Source organism: Paenibacillus sp. FJAT-27812 (genome assembly GCF_001273905.1).
Classification (GTDB): domain Bacteria; phylum Bacillota; class Bacilli; order Paenibacillales; family Paenibacillaceae; genus Pristimantibacillus.
In genome coordinates, this window is record NZ_LIGH01000001.1 from 6,851,549 (window position 1) to 6,867,343 (window position 15,795).

Genomic DNA, 15,795 nt, shown 5'->3' on the forward strand with positions numbered 1-15,795 from the left:
AATAAACAAGTAACTATATTGAGCTCGAAGCTGATTTCTCCTTAATAGCTCTTAATCCCGTGCTCACCTCCCTTCCGTCAGCTGATCCAGCTTCAACTCAAATTCCATCGGATCAACCATATGAAAGGTGTCCAGCAGCGTGCCATCCGTATCAATAATGAATGTGGTTGGCAGCGCATGCAGCTCGTATAAGTAGGAGGCGCGTTTATTGGCATCGAGCAGATTGGTAAAGCTCCACTCATTTTGCTGGACGAATGACGAGATATTGCCCGCTTGCTTCTCCTCGGAGGACAGGTTGACGCCATAAAAATCAACCTTATCCCGGTACGCCTCATGCAGCTTCTTCAGCGTAGGAGCTTCCACGGTGCACGCCTCGCACCAGCTGGCCCAAAATTGCAAAACGATCGGTTTGTCGCTCGTTTCTCCGATGGTATAGGTTTTGCCGTCCAGCGCTTTGAGCGTAAAGGCGGGTGCTTTCACGCCCGATGATGTTTTGCGATGCAGCGCCGCTTCTTGGTCTACGCTTAGCACGCTCTCCAGCGCGGAAGCATCCAGCTTCTTCCCTTCCTCGCCGCTCGTACGGTCCGTTTTCACGATTAATGCGACGCCAAAGGCGGTTGCGAGCAAAAATCCTGCTAGTATCCAAATCATGCTTTTCATCCTATCTACTCCCCGTGCGCAAATGATTGCCTGCTGTTAGGCTTTAAGATCGATCATAGCGAGCAGCAGCGTTACCGCTTCCGCCCGTGTGGCGTTCGCGCTTGGCACAAACAGATTAGCGCCTCTTCCCTTGAGGACGCCTGCTTCCGCAGCCATTGCGATAGAGGGGTCTGCCCATGCCGGAATTTTGTCGCGATCGGCAAACGATGATTTTTTGGAAGCATCAACCTGCCATTTAAGCGCCCGCGCTACCATGACAGCAATCTCGCTGCGCTTGATAGGCGTGCTTGCACGGAATGTCTGATCCTCATAGCCCGTTATAATGCCAGCGTCTACGGCAGTGCCGACGAACTCAGTTGCCCAGCTTGGAATGCCTGCTGCGTCTTTAAACGATAATTTCGCGCCTACTGCTGTCTGCAGGTCAAGAGCGCGAACGAGCATAGCGGCAAACTCGGCACGGGTTACCTGCGCATTCGGCCGGAAAGATCCGTCGGCATAGCCATTAATGAAGCCAAGCTCAACTGCCCGTTCAATCGATGCAATCGCCCAGTGTCCCGCAATATCCTTGAAGAATATGGACGAACTGCCCAGCTCTGCCGCTATTTTCACGTTTGGTTTCAAGGTGACGGATTCCAAAGCACTGTTTATTAGCTTCACATCCGTGAGCTTCACTTCCGCCTTTCCCTTGCCAATCGCTTCAAAATTCAAGCTGGATAATACAACCTTTCCGCTGTCTCCCGCTTTTTTGCCGATTTTGGTCGTTGCGTATACGATCTGCGCGCCTTCTACGATTGGCGTAATCGAGAAGCCTGTAACTCCGCTGCTTGCGCTCTTGAAGCGAAGCTTCTTCGTATCAAAAGCGACTTTCACTTCATAGGCGTACATATCTTTTAATTTATCACCTGTAATGGCAATCTTGATTTGATTGTCAGACCGATCCTGAGTCAGCGTGAAGCTAGGCGTCTCAGCCGCAAACGCGAAGCCCGGCAATGCCATGGCGACTAGCAGAACTATCAAACCCATCATCGTAAAACGCTTACAATTTTTCATTGAAATCGTCCCTTCCAGATTCATAGAGTTGTTGTTGAGAGGATCATAGCAGCTGTTAGGCAGCATATTCCACGCATTACGATACAATATGTATCACATCTAACCTATCGATTCAGCTGATGTGCGCAGGGTCCCCCTCTTTTCAGCGCAGGTCTAGCTTTCCTCCCGATTAGCTTTATTGTACAAAGATGAAATCGGATTGTATTTGCAATATCAGGTCAAAAGTTGCGAATTTCCGCCGTTCCGTAATGGGCTAGAGCGTTGGCAAATGCGGCATGCACGTTTTTGATGCAAGAAGGCCGCTCTCCGTGAAGCCGGAAAGCGGCCTGTTTCTATTCATTAAGCATATTTCGTCCAGCGGCTGTCGCCCGGCAGTGGACAAGCACGGTTTTTGTATTTGGCGGCAATGCGCACGAAGCAGCCGCAGATGGCGCATGTCGTTCCATATTGAAACTTCGGGCAGCCGCCGCACTGCATCAAGCGCTGCTCGTACACGTCATCAGGCACGCTGATATCCGTTTGAAACATCGGCGCTGCCAAAATGCGATCGATCTGCTCGTCCGTCACAATGTACTCGTCGCGGCAGCCTTTGCACTGATTTTTGCTGCTCATCATAAGGCGTTCATTATTCCGAAATCAGCTCAAGAACCGTAACGGACATCGGCGAGAGCTTCGCGCTAATGGTAGTGCCATCAACCTTAAAGGCTTGATAAGCGGTCGGCACCACGGCTTCAGGCTGCTCGAACGTATTGTGTGCATCCTTCGTTGTAGCGGTAAGCTCCGTTCCGCTTACTTTAAGACCTGCGCCTGCCAAGCCGCGAAGATCGATTTCAACGTCTGCGCCGGAATGATTGTCCAAATTGCACAAGCTGATATGAATGCGGCCTTCCGCGTCTTTCGAAGCCGATACGGATACTTGAGGAATCAGCTGATCATTATGGGCGTAATCCTGACTGTCAATCGACGTCGTAAGCAGCGTTGCGTCCTGATGCACCTTGTACATATCAAATACATGGTACGTCGGCGTCAAAATCATTTTCTCGCCCTCGGTCAAAATAACCGATTGCAGCACGTTGATCACCTGCGCGATGTTCGCCATTTGAACCCGGTCGCAATGGTCGTGGAAAATGTTCAGCGTAACGCCTGCCACAAGCGCATCACGAATCGTGTTCTGCTGGTACAGGAAGCCTGGGTTCGTGCCCGGCTCTACATCGAACCAAGTTCCCCATTCGTCTACGATTAGGCCAATCCGCTTGCCCTTGTCATACTTGTCCATAATCGTCGAATGACGCGTGATCAGCTCATCCATCCATAGCGCTTTCTTCAGCGTGGAGTACCACTCATCCTCGGAGAAGCCCGTCGCCGCGCCTTTTTGCGTCCAGAACTCGCCTGGAATCGTGTAATAATGCAGCGAAATCGAATCCATCATCCCATGCGCTTCACGCATCAGCACCTCCATCCAGCGATAATCGTCAACGTTAGGTCCGCAGGCGATTTTGTGGATCTTGTTCTCGCCGTAGTTGCGCACGTAGGTTTGGTATCTTCGATAGAGGTCCGCGTAATACTCGGGACGCATGTTGCCGCCGCAGCCCCAGTTCTCATTGCCGACGCCAAAATATTTGACGTTCCACGGCTTCTCCCTGCCATTCTCTTGGCGCAGTTCCGCCATTGGCGATACGCCGTCAAACGTCATGTACTCCACCCATTCCGACATTTCCTGAACCGTGCCGCTTCCTACATTGCCTGAGATGTACGGCTCGCACTCCAGCATTTCGCACAGCATCAAAAACTCATGTGTGCCAAAATGGTTATTCTCAAGCACGCCGCCCCAGTGTGTGTTAATCATCCGCTTGCGTGATTCGCGCGGACCGATGCCGTCCTTCCAATGGTACTCATCGGCAAAGCAGCCGCCCGGCCAGCGCAGCACTGGAATTTTCAACTGCTTAAGCGCGGCTACAACGTCATTGCGAATGCCGTTTGTATTCGGGATAGGGGAATCCTCGCCCACCCAAATGCCTTCATAAATACATCGGCCCAAATGCTCGGAAAAATGTCCATAAATATTGCGGTTAATCGTGCCTGCTGCCAAATCGGCGTTAATGGTTACGCGGTTTGCCATTTCATTCGCCCTCGCTTTTTGTATGATTAGAATAAATAACATATCCAATAGTTGAATTAATGTATTTATTGATCCATAAACATAAACATTAATTCTATACAAAGCATAATGGGAGCGGATACATTTTGCAACCCTTAAATAAAAAAAGAAAGCTGCCAGCCTCATCAGCTTGGTAGCTTTCCTCTCTCCCTCTATTAACTAGCATCGTAAGGCTGCTATCTATTCATTCGTAATGGGCAGCCACCGCAAGAAGCGCTGGATATGCGTGTCCCAATAGCCCCACTCATGAGTGCCGGGACCTTCTTCATATGTCAGCGGATAATCCGCTTGCTTGCAAGCGTCGCGGAACGCCAGGTTATCGTCGTATAAAAAATCCTCCGTGCCGCAGCACTGGTAAAGCGCCGGCTTCGGAGACGAAGAAGGTGCAAGCTCGGTAACAAGGTGCAGCAAATCATTATCCGAGCCTTTAACCTCTTTGTCACCGTAAATAAGGTTGAATAACGGCTTCATATGAGCCGGATCTTTGATATGGTTGGCCATATCTAGCGCGCCGGACAAGCTGCCCGCAGCTGCGATTCGATCCGGATGCCTAAGCACCCATTTAAACGCGCCATAACCGCCCATCGACAAGCCTGCAACATAATTGTCCTCGCGTGCGTCTGATAAAGGGAAAAACGATCTAGCGACAGCAGGAAGCTCTTCCGTTAGAAAAGTCCAATACTTATTGCCATACTCCATATCCGTATAAAAGCTTTGATGAACATTCGGCATGACTACGGCGAGCCCGAGCTCAGCTACATAACGCTCGACAGACGTTCTTCTTGACCAGATCGTATCGTCGTCGGACAGGCCGTGCAATAAATATAAGGTTTTGTGCAGCTTCTGGCTGCTGCGATTATTCATACCGATTTGCGAGGTTGTCTGCTGCGGCAAAATAACGGTCATTGACGTGCTTAAGCCCAGCGCTTCCGAAAAAAAGTTACAGGTAATATAAGCCAATCGATATTCCTCCCAATTGATCTAGTGAAGCTAGACTACTTCGTCTAGCATTTTTGAACTGAACCTAATCATAAGTAATGTAGCACCAAAAAGAAGCGCTTGCAATGCTAGCTTGCAACAACGTCTATTCGATCCAGCCTATGCGTCACAAGGTTAGTTAGTGAACTTTTTTTCAGTGCTTATATGATTGGAAATAGAGCGTTATAATAGAATCCGATTGAAGGTTTTTCCAACCTATATAGCGGAGGATGATTAAAAATGAAATTGATGCCATTAGCTCGTCGCGGAATATCAGACAGTCGGCTTGCGCTAGGCTGCATGGGACTTGGCGGAAGCTGGGATCTTGCAGACCCGATTACATCTAGTCATATCTCTCAGGCGGAAGCTGCAGTTGAAGCTGCTTTATCAATCGGCATTACGATGTATGATCATGCAGATATCTATACAAGGGGCAAAGCCGAATCTGTATTCGGACAAGTGCTCAAGCAGCAGCCTAAGCTGCGCGAGCAGATTGTGATTCAATCCAAAGTGGGCATTCAATTGTCTGACGGCGCACTGCCCGTACGCTTTAACTTTTCGAAAGAACATATTTTGCCTTCGGTAGACGGCATTTTGGAGCGGCTTGGCACGGAGTACTTGGATGTTCTGCTGCTTCACCGTCCAGATCCGCTCGTGGAACCGGATGAAATCGCTGAAGCCTTCACGAAGCTGAAGCTCTCAGGCAAGGTGCGCAACTTTGGCGTATCCAACATGAGCCCGGGCCAGATCCGTTTCTTGCAGCGTGAATTGCCCGATCCCCTTGTCGTGAATCAGCTGGAAATGAGCCTGCTGCGTCATGACTGGGTTGACCACGGCGTTCACGTCAATCAAAAAGCCGGACTGAACGACAGCTTCCCTGAAGGGCTTATGGAATTCATGCAAATGGAAAACATTCAAATTCAAGCATGGGGCCCGCTTGCGCAAGGGAGATTTTCCGGCAAGGTATCGGAGAATGCGAACGAGGCAGAATTGCAAACAGCCGCTCTCGTTAAGCAGCTGGCTGAGGAGAACGATACAACGCCTGAATCCATAGTGCTTGGCTGGCTAATGAAGCATCCTGCCCGCATACAGCCTGTCATCGGCACGGTAAATCCAGAGCGCATATTGGCTTGTAAAGACGCTGTAAAACAAGCAGAATTGATGACTCGGGAGCAATGGTATACCCTTCTTGTGAGCGCTAGAGGCGTAAATATGCCTTAAGGCGCATTATTTGCTGTTTTTCATTAATAATTTTTCATTCTTTTCTCATAATTGCTCATAATCCCGATAATAGCTGTCTTTTCGCTCTCATGAGCGAAAATTGCCGTTTTGTAAATGTGTTATAGTCATTACACATAATACGAAACGCGGAGGGACATCCTGACAGCATGAGAAAATCAAACCTAATGAAATCAATTGCAAAAGCAGGCATATGCAGCGCGATCGTCATGTCAGCTATCACACTCGGATCATTTGCACAGAAAGCGCATGCAGCAACACCTGAAACGATCGATCTTATTTCCACAGGCAAAGAATACATTGGCACTCCATATAGATTTGGTGCACCCGCTGGCGTTACATACGCTTTTGACTGTTCTTCGTTCACGCAATTCTTGTTTAAAGGGCTGGATGTTTCTCTTCCACGGACTTCTACTGCTCAAGCAACAATTGGCGAGAAGGTTCCCAAGGACTCCCTGAGCATGGGCGATCTTGTTTTCTTCAAAACAAACGGCAAGTCTATTAGCCATGTAGCTATTTACGCTGGCAACAACAAAATCATTCACAGTTCTTCGAGCCAAGGCGTTACCGTATCAAATCTGAATACAAGCTACTGGTCAAAAACCTACGTAACGGCTAGACGCGTAGTCAATTAGAATTATGGATGGAGCTGCGATCGCTGAATGCGATTTGCAGCTCTTTTTTTGTTTAAGGCAATTGAGCGGCGTTGATTCTACAACCTATTTAAACATTTAAACGAAATATGAAACATTCATTGCTTCACGATCTTTGCCCATATGAATTGCGATCTTTCAGAGCAGGTGCAATATCGATAACGCTAATGGACGATATACATGTACTCGCGCAGCATGGTTTCATATGTCTAGTTTCCTGCTTTATTTCCGCGGATAGCCGCTTCTGGTGCGATCGCGTTCCATTTTTCCACAAAAAAGCAGCCATCCCCTTCCGATTTAAACGAATGTTTTGAATGGCTTCCGCAATAAAAAACAAAAACTTTTGCCATGCACCTCGCCTTCCACGCAAGCATTTAAAAGAGCGCTTACATTTGTTATTTTATTAATTGATTACTAATAATATTAACGATTATATTGTAACGATTTCGCCCGCTTATCGTCAATAACAAATTTATCGTTTATGACGGGCTTCACTTAGCCGTATTTGTATAATTAGAAGCGATCAGCAACAAAAAAGATGCCAACGACATTTGCCGTCAGCATCTCTTTCCAAACTTTAATAAACGTATATTGATTAACATTTACATTAACAACTTTTCTGTTCAGCGTTACTTACTTCGTTGCGCATCTCCGTCATAGGCAGCACGCCATATTCATCATTTTTCACTTTTAACCAGTTGTCCCCGCGCCCTTCGGCATAAGTACTGTCCTTTCGCTTGCATGCGACGCCCTCAAGATCGGAACGTTTGACTAGATCGAACAAAGCCATCCCTTCCCGCTCTACGAACAGCATCTTCTTATAATAAAGGTTATCCTCCAAAATAGCATCCAGCAGCCTCTTGCGCTCAAGCAGCGGCGTTTCCCGCAGATCAACTCCATTATAATAGAGAATATCAAACACAAAAAACTCCACAGGGTTTATCCGCTTGGCATCTCGTATGCTCGGTTCCTTCTTCAGCCGGAATCTCTTCTGAAGCGTATCGAACTCAATCGCTCCAGTATGAGGATTTACATAGGCAACCTCACCGTCGAGGACAACGTCGGCAGGCTCTCTCAAAGGAACGTTATGTAGCTCGGGATACTGCCGCGTAACTTCATTAAAGTGCCTTGTATATAATTTCGTTTTGCTCGACATGAAAGAAAGCTGCAGCCGATGGCCGTCAATGATCGGTTCGAAAATATAATTTTCATCATCAAAAGGCTTCTCATATCTCGTCATGAGCATTGGCTTCATAAACATAATGCCGCCTCCTTCCGTGTATCCATTTTAGCACGGACTCATTCTGAAAAACGGCGGTAAATTTAGGTGCAATTAGCGAATAATCTCTGCCAACGCTCCGCATAATAGGGTTAAGAAGGAGGCTGAGAAAAGATGGCAAACCGCACAAATCAACTTCTTGTCCCCCAAGCACGCGCAGCGTTGGAGCAACTCAAGTTCGAAGTCGCTCAAGAGCTTGGCATTCAACTTCCGCAAGATGGCTATTACGGCAATATGACTACACGCGATATGGGCTCCATCGGCGGATCAATTACACGCCGACTCGTTCAAATGGCTGAGCAGCAGCTCTCAGGTCGTCGTTAACTTTCACATAAATAAGCGCCGAGAACGCCTAAAGGCTGAATCGGCGCTTATTTGTTTGCATACTGCTGTAATTTTGCAAAATAAATGCGTTAGTCCTCAACGGGGAACTTCCCTTATGCAGCAAAAGTCGGTAAAATGAGATAGAGTTGTCCGTTTTGCCGTTACATACTGTAAACAAACGAATTCCATAAAAGAAAGGAATATTCCAATATGATTATTCAACCGAAAACGAGAGGTTTTATTTGTACGACTGCACATCCGGAGGGCTGCGCGCAGCAAGTGCAGCGCCAGATCGAGTACGTTAAAGCACAACCAGCTATCGAAGGCCCTCGCAACGTGCTTGTTATCGGTGCTTCGACGGGCTACGGCCTTGCTTCCCGCATCGTATCCTCATTTGCAGCTGGCGCTAACACGATTGGCGTTTACTTCGATAAAGCTGCCGAAGGAGCGCGCACGGCATCGGCGGGCTGGTACAATTCGGCTGCATTCGAAGAGGCTGCTTCCGCTGCTGGACGTAAATCCTACAGCATCGTAGGCGATGCGTTCTCCGACGAAATTAAAGCAAAAACGATCGACCTCATTCGCACCGAGCTTGGACAAATCGATTTGGTCGTTTACAGCGTCGCTTCTCCGCGCCGCACACATCCTAAGACTGGCGAAACTTTCGCTTCCGTTATTAAGCCGCTTGGCGGCACGTACACGAACAAAACCGTTAACTTCCACAGCGGCGAGGTATCACAAGCAACCATCGAGCCGGCAACAGAGGACGAGCTTCGCCAGACGATCGCGGTCATGGGCGGCGAGGACTGGCAAATGTGGATTGACGAGCTGCAGCAAGCAGGTGCGCTGGCTGAAGGCGCAACTACCGTTGCTTATTCGTATATCGGTCCAGAAATTACGCATGCGGTATATCGCGAAGGTACGATCGGTGCAGCGAAAAACGATCTTGAAGCTACTGCTAAGCGTCTTAACGCGCAGCTCAGCTCAAATGGCGGCCGCGCTTTCGTATCCGTCAACAAAGCTTTGGTTACGCAATCGAGCTCGGCAATTCCAGTCGTACCGCTTTACATTTCCGCTCTTTATAAAGTCATGAAGGAAAAAGGCATTCACGAGGGCTGCATCGAGCAAATGTATCGCTTGTTCTCCGAGCGCCTATACGGCAAGGGCGAAACGCTCATTGACGAGAAAGGGCTTATCCGCGTTGACGATTGGGAGATGAGACCTGAAATTCAAGCTGAGGTTGCAGAAGTATGGGCTAAGCTCTCTACGGAAAATGTATATGACCTATCCGATCTTGAAGGCTATCGTCGCGAGTTTTTCCAGCTGTTCGGCTTTGAAACAGACGGCATTAATTATGAAGCGGACGTGAATCCGGAAGTTAACATTACTAACCTCAAATAAATAAATCCAATAAAAGCCGCCTCGAGCATTCATTTGCTCGAAGTGGCTTTTTTTCTTGTCTCGTCCTGGCTCCAGCAACAAAAAAAAGCCCTTAACCGAAGTTAAGGGCTCTTTGTTTAAAATACTACAGTTTTACAACGTTTTCTGCTTGTGGTCCACGGTTGCCTTGAGTTACGTTGAACTCAACGCGTTGACCTTCGTCAAGGGATTTGAAGCCTTCGCCTTGAATTGCGGAGAAATGTACGAATACATCGTTGCCGCCTTCTACTTCGATAAAGCCAAAACCTTTCTCTGCGTTAAACCATTTCACTGTACCTTGTTCCATTTTAAATGACCTCCAATAAGTTTTTTAACATGTTTTTTCCAGAAAAACTAAAAATCACACATTGAAAAAGATATCATCATACAAATGACAACCTTTTCAATATGTGAATTCAAGGTTAAATTTGTTGTTTGTATTGATAATATAACATAGGCATTTACAATACGCAAGTCTTTTTTCAAAATAGTCGAAAATTTAACCCCTCCCGCTCCAGAACGGCATAAAAGCCGTCATTATTGGCAAACATATAGTCTGATGCACTTAATTTAATCCGATATCGAGGTGTCCATACAATGAAGAGGTATATCGTAATTGCTGCCTTATTAATCGTCACAGGCTGTTCAGCCAATCATAACGTGACCAACAAACAGTCTGCCGTTTCTCATTCGGAAATTAAGACAAAGACGATCCAATCGGTGCCGAAGGTAACGCAAGCTTCTTCCATTACCACCCCTCAAACAGGCAAGTCCGCAATGCCGATGAAAAAAAATCAACATAACGTTCCAAAATGGATCACGAACAAACAAGATCCGATTGACTACGCGCCGGAGCAGCCTTCAACCTCACTGGAATTTGACCAGCAAGTGCTGCAAATCGTCAATTCCGAACGTGCCAAAGCAGGTTTAGGCTCCCTTAGCATGAACAGCGATTTATCTAAAATGGCGATGGTCAAAGCTCAGGATATGATTAACAACCAATACTTTGACCATAATTCCCCCACCTATGGATCACCGTTTGATATGATGAAAAAGTTTCAAATTACGTACAGCGCTGCTGGCGAAAACATTGCCAAAGGCCAGCCGACTCCCGAGCAGGTTATGAATGATTGGATGAATAGCGAAGGCCACCGGGCGAATATTTTAAGCGGCAGCTTTTCAAAGATCGGAATTGCTTACTTCAAGGGCGCATGGGTTCAAGAGTTTACCGGATAAACTTATTACCAGTCAGCGATATTAAAAAACAGCCATTCTGGAGGTCCGGAATGGCTGTTTTTTTGTTACGTATTTTCTTTCAAAATATGATGCAATGCCTCGATCAGCAGCTCATTCTCCTCAGGCGTGCCTATCGATATTCGCAAATGCGAATTCAGCCCCCATGCTTTTGCCAGACGAACGATAATGCCTTTAGCCATTAGTTGCTCGTAGATAAACTCCGATTGCTCGCCGACCTCTACCAACACAAAGTTGCTCATGCTCTCTGTATAGCTTAATCCCAGCTCGCGGAATGATGCATACAGCCGCTGGCGCTCCTCGGCAACAAGCGAACGCGAACGTGATACATGCTCTTCGTCCCCTATAGCCGCAATTGCTGCCGCTTGAGCCAAGGCGTTTACGTTAAACGGCTCTTTGACCTGCAAAATGTTTTGGATAATCGCCTGCGGCGCAGCCCCGAAGCCGACGCGTATGCCTGCTAAACCGTATATTTTCGAGAAGGTTTTTAAGACGACCAGCGGATAGCCCGCGCGCACAAATTCGATCCCATCCGAATAATCATCCGCAGAGACAAAGTGGCTATATGCGGCATCAAGCACGACGAGCACCCACTTGGGAAGGGAGTCGAGAATATATTGCAGCTCTTTTTTGGACAAAATCGTGCCGGTTGGGTTGTTGGGTGAACATAAATACACCATCTTCGTTCGTTCCGTCACGGCTGCAACAATAGCCTCTGGATCGTATTGAAGATCATTCGTAAGCGGCGCTACTATCACTTTGGCACCCATCAGCTGAGCACCAAATTCATATTCGCTAAAGGTAGGCCCTGGAACAATAATTTCATCTTCGGCATCAAGGAACGTCTCAGATAGGAGCGTAATCAGCTCATCCCCGCCATTGGTGATGATCACTTGCTCGGCACTTAGCTCGTAATGGGTCGCGATCGCTTGCTTCAATTGTACGGACTGGGCGTCCGGATACCGGTGGAGATCCGTTAATGCCGCCTGCATAGCCGTTACCGCCTTCGGAGAAGGACCTAGCGGATTCTCGTTGGACGCAAGCTTCACAACCCGCTCAAGGCCAAGCTCCTTCTGCACCTCCCAGATCGGTTTCCCGGGGGTATAAGGCTTCATTTGTTTTAATTCCTTGCGTGCTTGAACCTCGATTTTTCCGCTCATAAATGGCTTCACCTTCATAGACGTTATTTGAAAACTTTATCACTATGATACATTAACTCTTTGTCGCAGTAAAGGATTAATGTGTGACTATTATTCTACAATATACGTATATGGCTTTTGTTAATATGTAAATAGAAAGGCGCCCCCCACAGGCGCCTCCCTCCTATCATTTAAGACAACGGCTGTGCCGGGGCCGGGTGTGCCTCTATATATGCTAGCGCATTAAAGATAAGCACAGCAGCATCCGCGCGGGTAATGCTCTCCTGCGGCTTAAAGTTGCCTTCTGCATCCAAAGCTGCAATCCCTAGCGCGAGCGCGCGCTGGATGGAGCCGCCATATTCAACCGATAGATCAGCTTCATCGCCAATCTCAACCGGCAATAGTTTGATCATCGGCAAATTGCTATGAAGCTCAATAGCTAAAATCAGCTGATGCGTAAATTGTTCTTTGGTCCAAGTCTGATTAGGATCAAGATCCTTCGGCAGATCCATGTTATTGCTCGCAGCGATAATCAGCGTGTTAGCGTACCATGCGGCATTATCCGCTTTTTCAAAATAATCCGTCGCCTTAGGCTCTTTAATGAATCGGATAAGATCCATATTCAAATCAAGAGCGTTCACAATGAGCTGAATGCCTTGAGCTGCAGTAAGCGTCGCATCAGGGAAAAAACGATCGCTGCTGATGCCATGCACCAGACCCCTTTGCTGAAGGGAGGAAATTTTATCTTTTGCAGCTCCATTCGTAAGATCTGTAAACGTTGATGCGGCTGCAAAGCTTTGTCCAGCAATAGATAGAGTTAAAACAGCAGTAGCCGCTAGTGTAATCAATTTAAATTTTCCTGTCATCGTTGTCACCTCATCTAGTTTTTGGAACGTTCCTTCCTCATAGACGAGCTTCAAAATAAAAGGTTGCAGCTTTACTTACCTTTTTTTATAAACTTAACAATCCACTCTCTTAACGCTAATCTCCTTCGCCTAAAAAAAGACGCTAGATGACCAAAGCTTGGTCACTAGCGCCCTCGCGTATCCTGTTAAGCCTGTTCTACTTTGCTTTCAGCCAAAAACTCAATCATCGAGCGAGCTTGGACTTTGCCGGCCGCTGCCGGTTTGCTCATCCTCTCGCCGCTTTCGCGCAAGCGGAACTCTACCGTCTTGGCAACGCCTGGGATGAGGTCAAAGAAATTGTCCGAGAACATGCCTTCGCCCTCTGCAGTTAGCCATACTTGCTTCGCAAGCACGTCCGTCGCAAGCGAGAATAGGGTGCCATTGCTGCCTTCTACTTCACTGATGTGAATAGTGCCCGCCGTCAGCTTCTGCTCCTTCGCCTTGACCAAATAATGCTCCTTGCTATCCACCAGCTGTCCTTCCTGCTCAAGCTCCGCATACAAGACAACGTTTCCTGCTTCATGGCCTGCCAGCCATTCTTGCTCATTAATAGAGAAGACTACTGCAGCGCTATTGCCCGCCACTGCAACTTTAGTCGATACCTGCTTGATCAGCGCGCCGGCAAAATCATACAGCGTCAGCTTCAGGTCACCGGAAAGCGGCGCTAACAAATCGGTTACGATATGCACATTAACCTTTCCGTCATCCGTTTTGTCAAACGACAGCATCGTGTCGGCGAAGCTTCTTTTGGCATAATATTGCATCGCTTTCCACTTGCCGTAATAATCCATGCCCGCCCAAGATGCAACCGGCCAGCAATCGTTCATCTGCCAGTAAAGCGTCCCCATGCAATATGGCATGCTGCGTCTGTGGGCTTCGATCGCCATCTTCATCGCCTCAGCCTGCAAAACTTGGCTCATATATAGAAATGCGCTAAAATCCTTAGGCTCACTCATATAAATATCCATGTATTCCTTAATGAGACGGTTGCCGTCGCCATTCTTCTGATGCGCCCGCATAACCTTCGAATCAAGCGCCAAATCCTGCTCCGTCGCAAACGTCATCACCGTATCGTATTCGGGAAACGACTGGAAGCCGTATTCGCTCATGAAGCGCCCGATTTTGACATTGTAGTTCTCGAACGGCTCAACCGCATGCCAAACGCCCCAATAATGAACGTCCCCTTCAGTGGAGAGCGGGTGCGCATGCTGATTAATGTCGCCCGACAGCGAAATTAGCGGAGATGACGGCCAATATTGTGTTCCCGGCGCATGAGCGTCAACCGCTTCAGCTAAAATGTCATGGAAGATCGTCTCATAGTCTGCCCAAATGACAGCTCGCTGTTCCTGCGTATATTCCTTCTTCCAGCCCCAGCCGCCTTTCTCGTCATACTGCGCCCAAGCGGAGTCAATCTCGTTATTGCCGCACCATAGCACGATTGACGGGTGGTTGCGGAGACGCTTCACGTTTTCTTCCGCCTCTAGGCGGACATTATTAAGGAACGCTTGGTCGCCGGGATACATGCTGCATGCGAACATAAAGTCCTGCCATACCAAAATGCCGTACTCATCGCATAGCTCATAAAAAATCGACTGCTCATATATGCCGCCGCCCCATACCCGCAGCATATTCATATTGGATTCCGCTGCCGTAACGATTTCATGCCTGTAGCGCTCTTCCGTCACATCGGTAATAAAGCTGTCATTCGGGATATGGTTAGCGCCCTTCGCAAATACCGGCACACCGTTCAGCTCAAAATAAAAGGTTGCCCCAACCGCATCCTTGTCGCGCACCAAACGAACGGAGCGTAAGCCCGTGCGTACGGATTTGGCAGCGATCGTCTGCTGCCCTTTACTCAGCTCTGCTGTAAAGGTATACAAATGGGCATCGCCCAGCCCTCTGCTCCACCAGAGCTTCGGCTGCTCGATCGTGACAGGAATCTCAATGACATTAACACCCTCTGCCAAATGGGCCTCTTGCTCCCAAGTTTGGCCGTCCGCGCTCAGTCTCACCAAGCCGCTCCAAGCGTGCTCTGACTCTATTTCCACGCTAACCGTTAGGCTAGCTTCCGATGCTGATACCTGGTCCTGCCTTACATAAACGTCATTAATCCTGCTGTCAGACCAGCCCTCTAGCCTAACTTCGCGCCAGATACCGCTTGTCACGAACCTTGGACCCCAATCCCATCCGTAGTGGTAGGGTGCTTTTCTAGCAAAGATGCTTATCTTCTGAGCGCCTAGCCCGCCAAGCTCCGACTGATCGTTCGACGCGGGCAGATTATAGCCAAGCTTCTCGATTTTCGGCAAATCCTCTTGGACAGGCGAGCGGAATTTGATCAGCATAACATTGTCCTTAGCCGTTACAAGCGATTTCACATCTGCCTTCCACGTTCTAAACATATTGTCGGCGGACAACACATGTTTGCCGTTCACATACACATCTGCATACGTATCAAGTCCATCGAATACAAGCTCCAGCGAGGAGGCGTTAAACAGCCGCTCTTCAACGTCAAAACGCGCTTCATACTCCCAATCGATTTTGTCGATCCATTGCAAATCATGCTCATTCGTCGCATAGAAAGGATCTTTGATCACGCCATTTCGCAGCAGGTCCGTATGGACGCAGCCCGGAACGATTGCCTCCAGCCATTCATTGTCCTTGCATGCTTTAAATTTCCAATTGTTCAGTACTTGTTGTGTCTCTCTCATCATGTCCTCCTGAAGGGTTATGTTTTCCT

General features: G+C 48.1%; 16 protein-coding genes. 5 read left to right on the forward strand and 11 right to left on the reverse strand.

The window, feature by feature from the left end; translation table 11 throughout:
• Positions 1-63 precede the first annotated feature (63 nt).
• The 5 genes from ADU23_RS29570 to ADU23_RS29590 form a co-directional block, all read right to left on the reverse strand.
• Positions 64-660 carry a TlpA family protein disulfide reductase gene (locus ADU23_RS29570; RefSeq protein ID WP_053377046.1) on the reverse strand — a complete coding sequence of 199 codons (597 nt, stop codon included), beginning with the start codon at positions 658-660 and terminating at the stop codon, positions 64-66.
• Between the two features lie 36 nt (positions 661-696).
• Entirely contained in the window at positions 697-1,710 is a 1,014-nt protein-coding gene (locus ADU23_RS29575; RefSeq protein WP_053377047.1) for an S-layer homology domain-containing protein, read from the reverse strand.
• 339 nt (positions 1,711-2,049) lie between these two features.
• Positions 2,050-2,322 carry a DUF6171 family protein gene (locus ADU23_RS29580; protein ID WP_053377894.1) on the reverse strand — a complete coding sequence of 91 codons (273 nt, stop codon included), beginning with the start codon at positions 2,320-2,322 and terminating at the stop codon, positions 2,050-2,052.
• A 13-nt stretch (positions 2,323-2,335) separates the two neighbouring features.
• Positions 2,336-3,829, reverse strand: coding sequence for an alpha-N-arabinofuranosidase (locus ADU23_RS29585; protein ID WP_053377895.1), 1,494 nt, complete (start codon positions 3,827-3,829; stop codon positions 2,336-2,338).
• Positions 3,830-4,048: 219 nt separating this feature from the next.
• Entirely contained in the window at positions 4,049-4,828 is a 780-nt protein-coding gene (locus tag ADU23_RS29590; RefSeq protein WP_053377048.1) for an alpha/beta hydrolase, read from the reverse strand.
• A 258-nt stretch (positions 4,829-5,086) separates the two neighbouring features.
• Between ADU23_RS29590 and ADU23_RS29595 the strand changes: the two genes are divergently transcribed.
• Positions 5,087-6,067: an aldo/keto reductase gene (locus ADU23_RS29595; protein WP_053377049.1), complete on the forward strand. Its 981-nt coding sequence runs from the start codon at positions 5,087-5,089 to the stop codon at positions 6,065-6,067.
• A gap of 167 nt (positions 6,068-6,234) precedes the next feature.
• Positions 6,235-6,720, forward strand: a complete 486-nt coding sequence (locus tag ADU23_RS29600) for a C40 family peptidase (protein ID WP_053377050.1) — start codon at positions 6,235-6,237, stop codon at positions 6,718-6,720.
• Between the two features lie 227 nt (positions 6,721-6,947).
• Here the strand turns inward: ADU23_RS29600 and ADU23_RS33025 are convergent, their stop codons facing one another.
• Both ADU23_RS33025 and ADU23_RS29605 read right to left on the reverse strand, forming a co-directional pair.
• Positions 6,948-7,088: a hypothetical protein gene (locus tag ADU23_RS33025; protein WP_157266021.1), complete on the reverse strand. Its 141-nt coding sequence runs from the start codon at positions 7,086-7,088 to the stop codon at positions 6,948-6,950.
• A 257-nt stretch (positions 7,089-7,345) separates the two neighbouring features.
• Entirely contained in the window at positions 7,346-7,999 is a 654-nt protein-coding gene (locus ADU23_RS29605; protein WP_053377051.1) for an ATP-dependent DNA ligase, read from the reverse strand.
• A 132-nt stretch (positions 8,000-8,131) separates the two neighbouring features.
• Here ADU23_RS29605 and ADU23_RS29610 point away from each other — a divergent pair, with 132 nt between their 5' ends.
• On the forward strand, positions 8,132-8,341 hold the full coding sequence (locus tag ADU23_RS29610) for an alpha/beta-type small acid-soluble spore protein (protein WP_053377052.1): 210 nt from the start codon (positions 8,132-8,134) through the stop codon (positions 8,339-8,341).
• Positions 8,342-8,551: 210 nt separating this feature from the next.
• Positions 8,552-9,742, forward strand: coding sequence for an enoyl-ACP reductase FabV (gene fabV / locus ADU23_RS29615; RefSeq protein ID WP_053377053.1), 1,191 nt, complete (start codon positions 8,552-8,554; stop codon positions 9,740-9,742).
• Between the two features lie 124 nt (positions 9,743-9,866).
• Here fabV and ADU23_RS29620 read toward each other — a convergent pair whose 3' ends face one another.
• Positions 9,867-10,067, reverse strand: a complete 201-nt coding sequence (locus ADU23_RS29620) for a cold-shock protein (RefSeq protein WP_053377054.1) — start codon at positions 10,065-10,067, stop codon at positions 9,867-9,869.
• 290 nt (positions 10,068-10,357) lie between these two features.
• Here ADU23_RS29620 and ADU23_RS29625 point away from each other — a divergent pair, with 290 nt between their 5' ends.
• Entirely contained in the window at positions 10,358-10,996 is a 639-nt protein-coding gene (locus tag ADU23_RS29625; protein ID WP_053377055.1) for a CAP domain-containing protein, read from the forward strand.
• 65 nt (positions 10,997-11,061) lie between these two features.
• Here the strand turns inward: ADU23_RS29625 and hisC are convergent, their stop codons facing one another.
• The 3 genes from hisC to ADU23_RS29640 form a co-directional block, all read right to left on the reverse strand.
• Complete coding sequence (gene hisC, locus ADU23_RS29630; RefSeq protein ID WP_053377056.1) at positions 11,062-12,174, reverse strand: histidinol-phosphate transaminase; 1,113 nt, start codon at positions 12,172-12,174, stop codon at positions 11,062-11,064.
• Positions 12,175-12,344: 170 nt separating this feature from the next.
• A complete protein-coding gene (locus ADU23_RS29635) occupies positions 12,345-13,019 on the reverse strand; it encodes an S-layer homology domain-containing protein (RefSeq protein WP_053377057.1) in 675 nt (224 codons plus the stop codon).
• A gap of 185 nt (positions 13,020-13,204) precedes the next feature.
• On the reverse strand, positions 13,205-15,766 hold the full coding sequence (locus ADU23_RS29640) for a beta-mannosidase (RefSeq protein WP_053377058.1): 2,562 nt from the start codon (positions 15,764-15,766) through the stop codon (positions 13,205-13,207).
• Positions 15,767-15,795: the final 29 nt, after the last annotated feature.

Coding starts and splice junctions, on each gene's coding strand:
- ADU23_RS33025 (WP_157266021.1), bottom strand. CDS start 7,088: ATGGCAAAAGTTTTTGTTTTTTATTGCGGAAGCCATTCAAAACATTCG.
- ADU23_RS29640 (WP_053377058.1), bottom strand. CDS start 15,766: ATGAGAGAGACACAACAAGTACTGAACAATTGGAAATTTAAAGCATGC.
- ADU23_RS29575 (WP_053377047.1), bottom strand. CDS start 1,710: ATGAAAAATTGTAAGCGTTTTACGATGATGGGTTTGATAGTTCTGCTA.
- ADU23_RS29610 (WP_053377052.1), top strand. CDS start 8,132: ATGGCAAACCGCACAAATCAACTTCTTGTCCCCCAAGCACGCGCAGCG.
- ADU23_RS29585 (WP_053377895.1), bottom strand. CDS start 3,829: ATGGCAAACCGCGTAACCATTAACGCCGATTTGGCAGCAGGCACGATT.
- ADU23_RS29570 (WP_053377046.1), bottom strand. CDS start 660: ATGAAAAGCATGATTTGGATACTAGCAGGATTTTTGCTCGCAACCGCC.
- ADU23_RS29600 (WP_053377050.1), top strand. CDS start 6,235: ATGAGAAAATCAAACCTAATGAAATCAATTGCAAAAGCAGGCATATGC.
- ADU23_RS29605 (WP_053377051.1), bottom strand. CDS start 7,999: ATGTTTATGAAGCCAATGCTCATGACGAGATATGAGAAGCCTTTTGAT.
- ADU23_RS29620 (WP_053377054.1), bottom strand. CDS start 10,067: ATGGAACAAGGTACAGTGAAATGGTTTAACGCAGAGAAAGGTTTTGGC.
- ADU23_RS29580 (WP_053377894.1), bottom strand. CDS start 2,322: ATGAGCAGCAAAAATCAGTGCAAAGGCTGCCGCGACGAGTACATTGTG.
- ADU23_RS29625 (WP_053377055.1), top strand. CDS start 10,358: ATGAAGAGGTATATCGTAATTGCTGCCTTATTAATCGTCACAGGCTGT.
- ADU23_RS29595 (WP_053377049.1), top strand. CDS start 5,087: ATGAAATTGATGCCATTAGCTCGTCGCGGAATATCAGACAGTCGGCTT.
- fabV (WP_053377053.1), top strand. CDS start 8,552: ATGATTATTCAACCGAAAACGAGAGGTTTTATTTGTACGACTGCACAT.
- ADU23_RS29635 (WP_053377057.1), bottom strand. CDS start 13,019: ATGACAGGAAAATTTAAATTGATTACACTAGCGGCTACTGCTGTTTTA.
- hisC (WP_053377056.1), bottom strand. CDS start 12,174: ATGAGCGGAAAAATCGAGGTTCAAGCACGCAAGGAATTAAAACAAATG.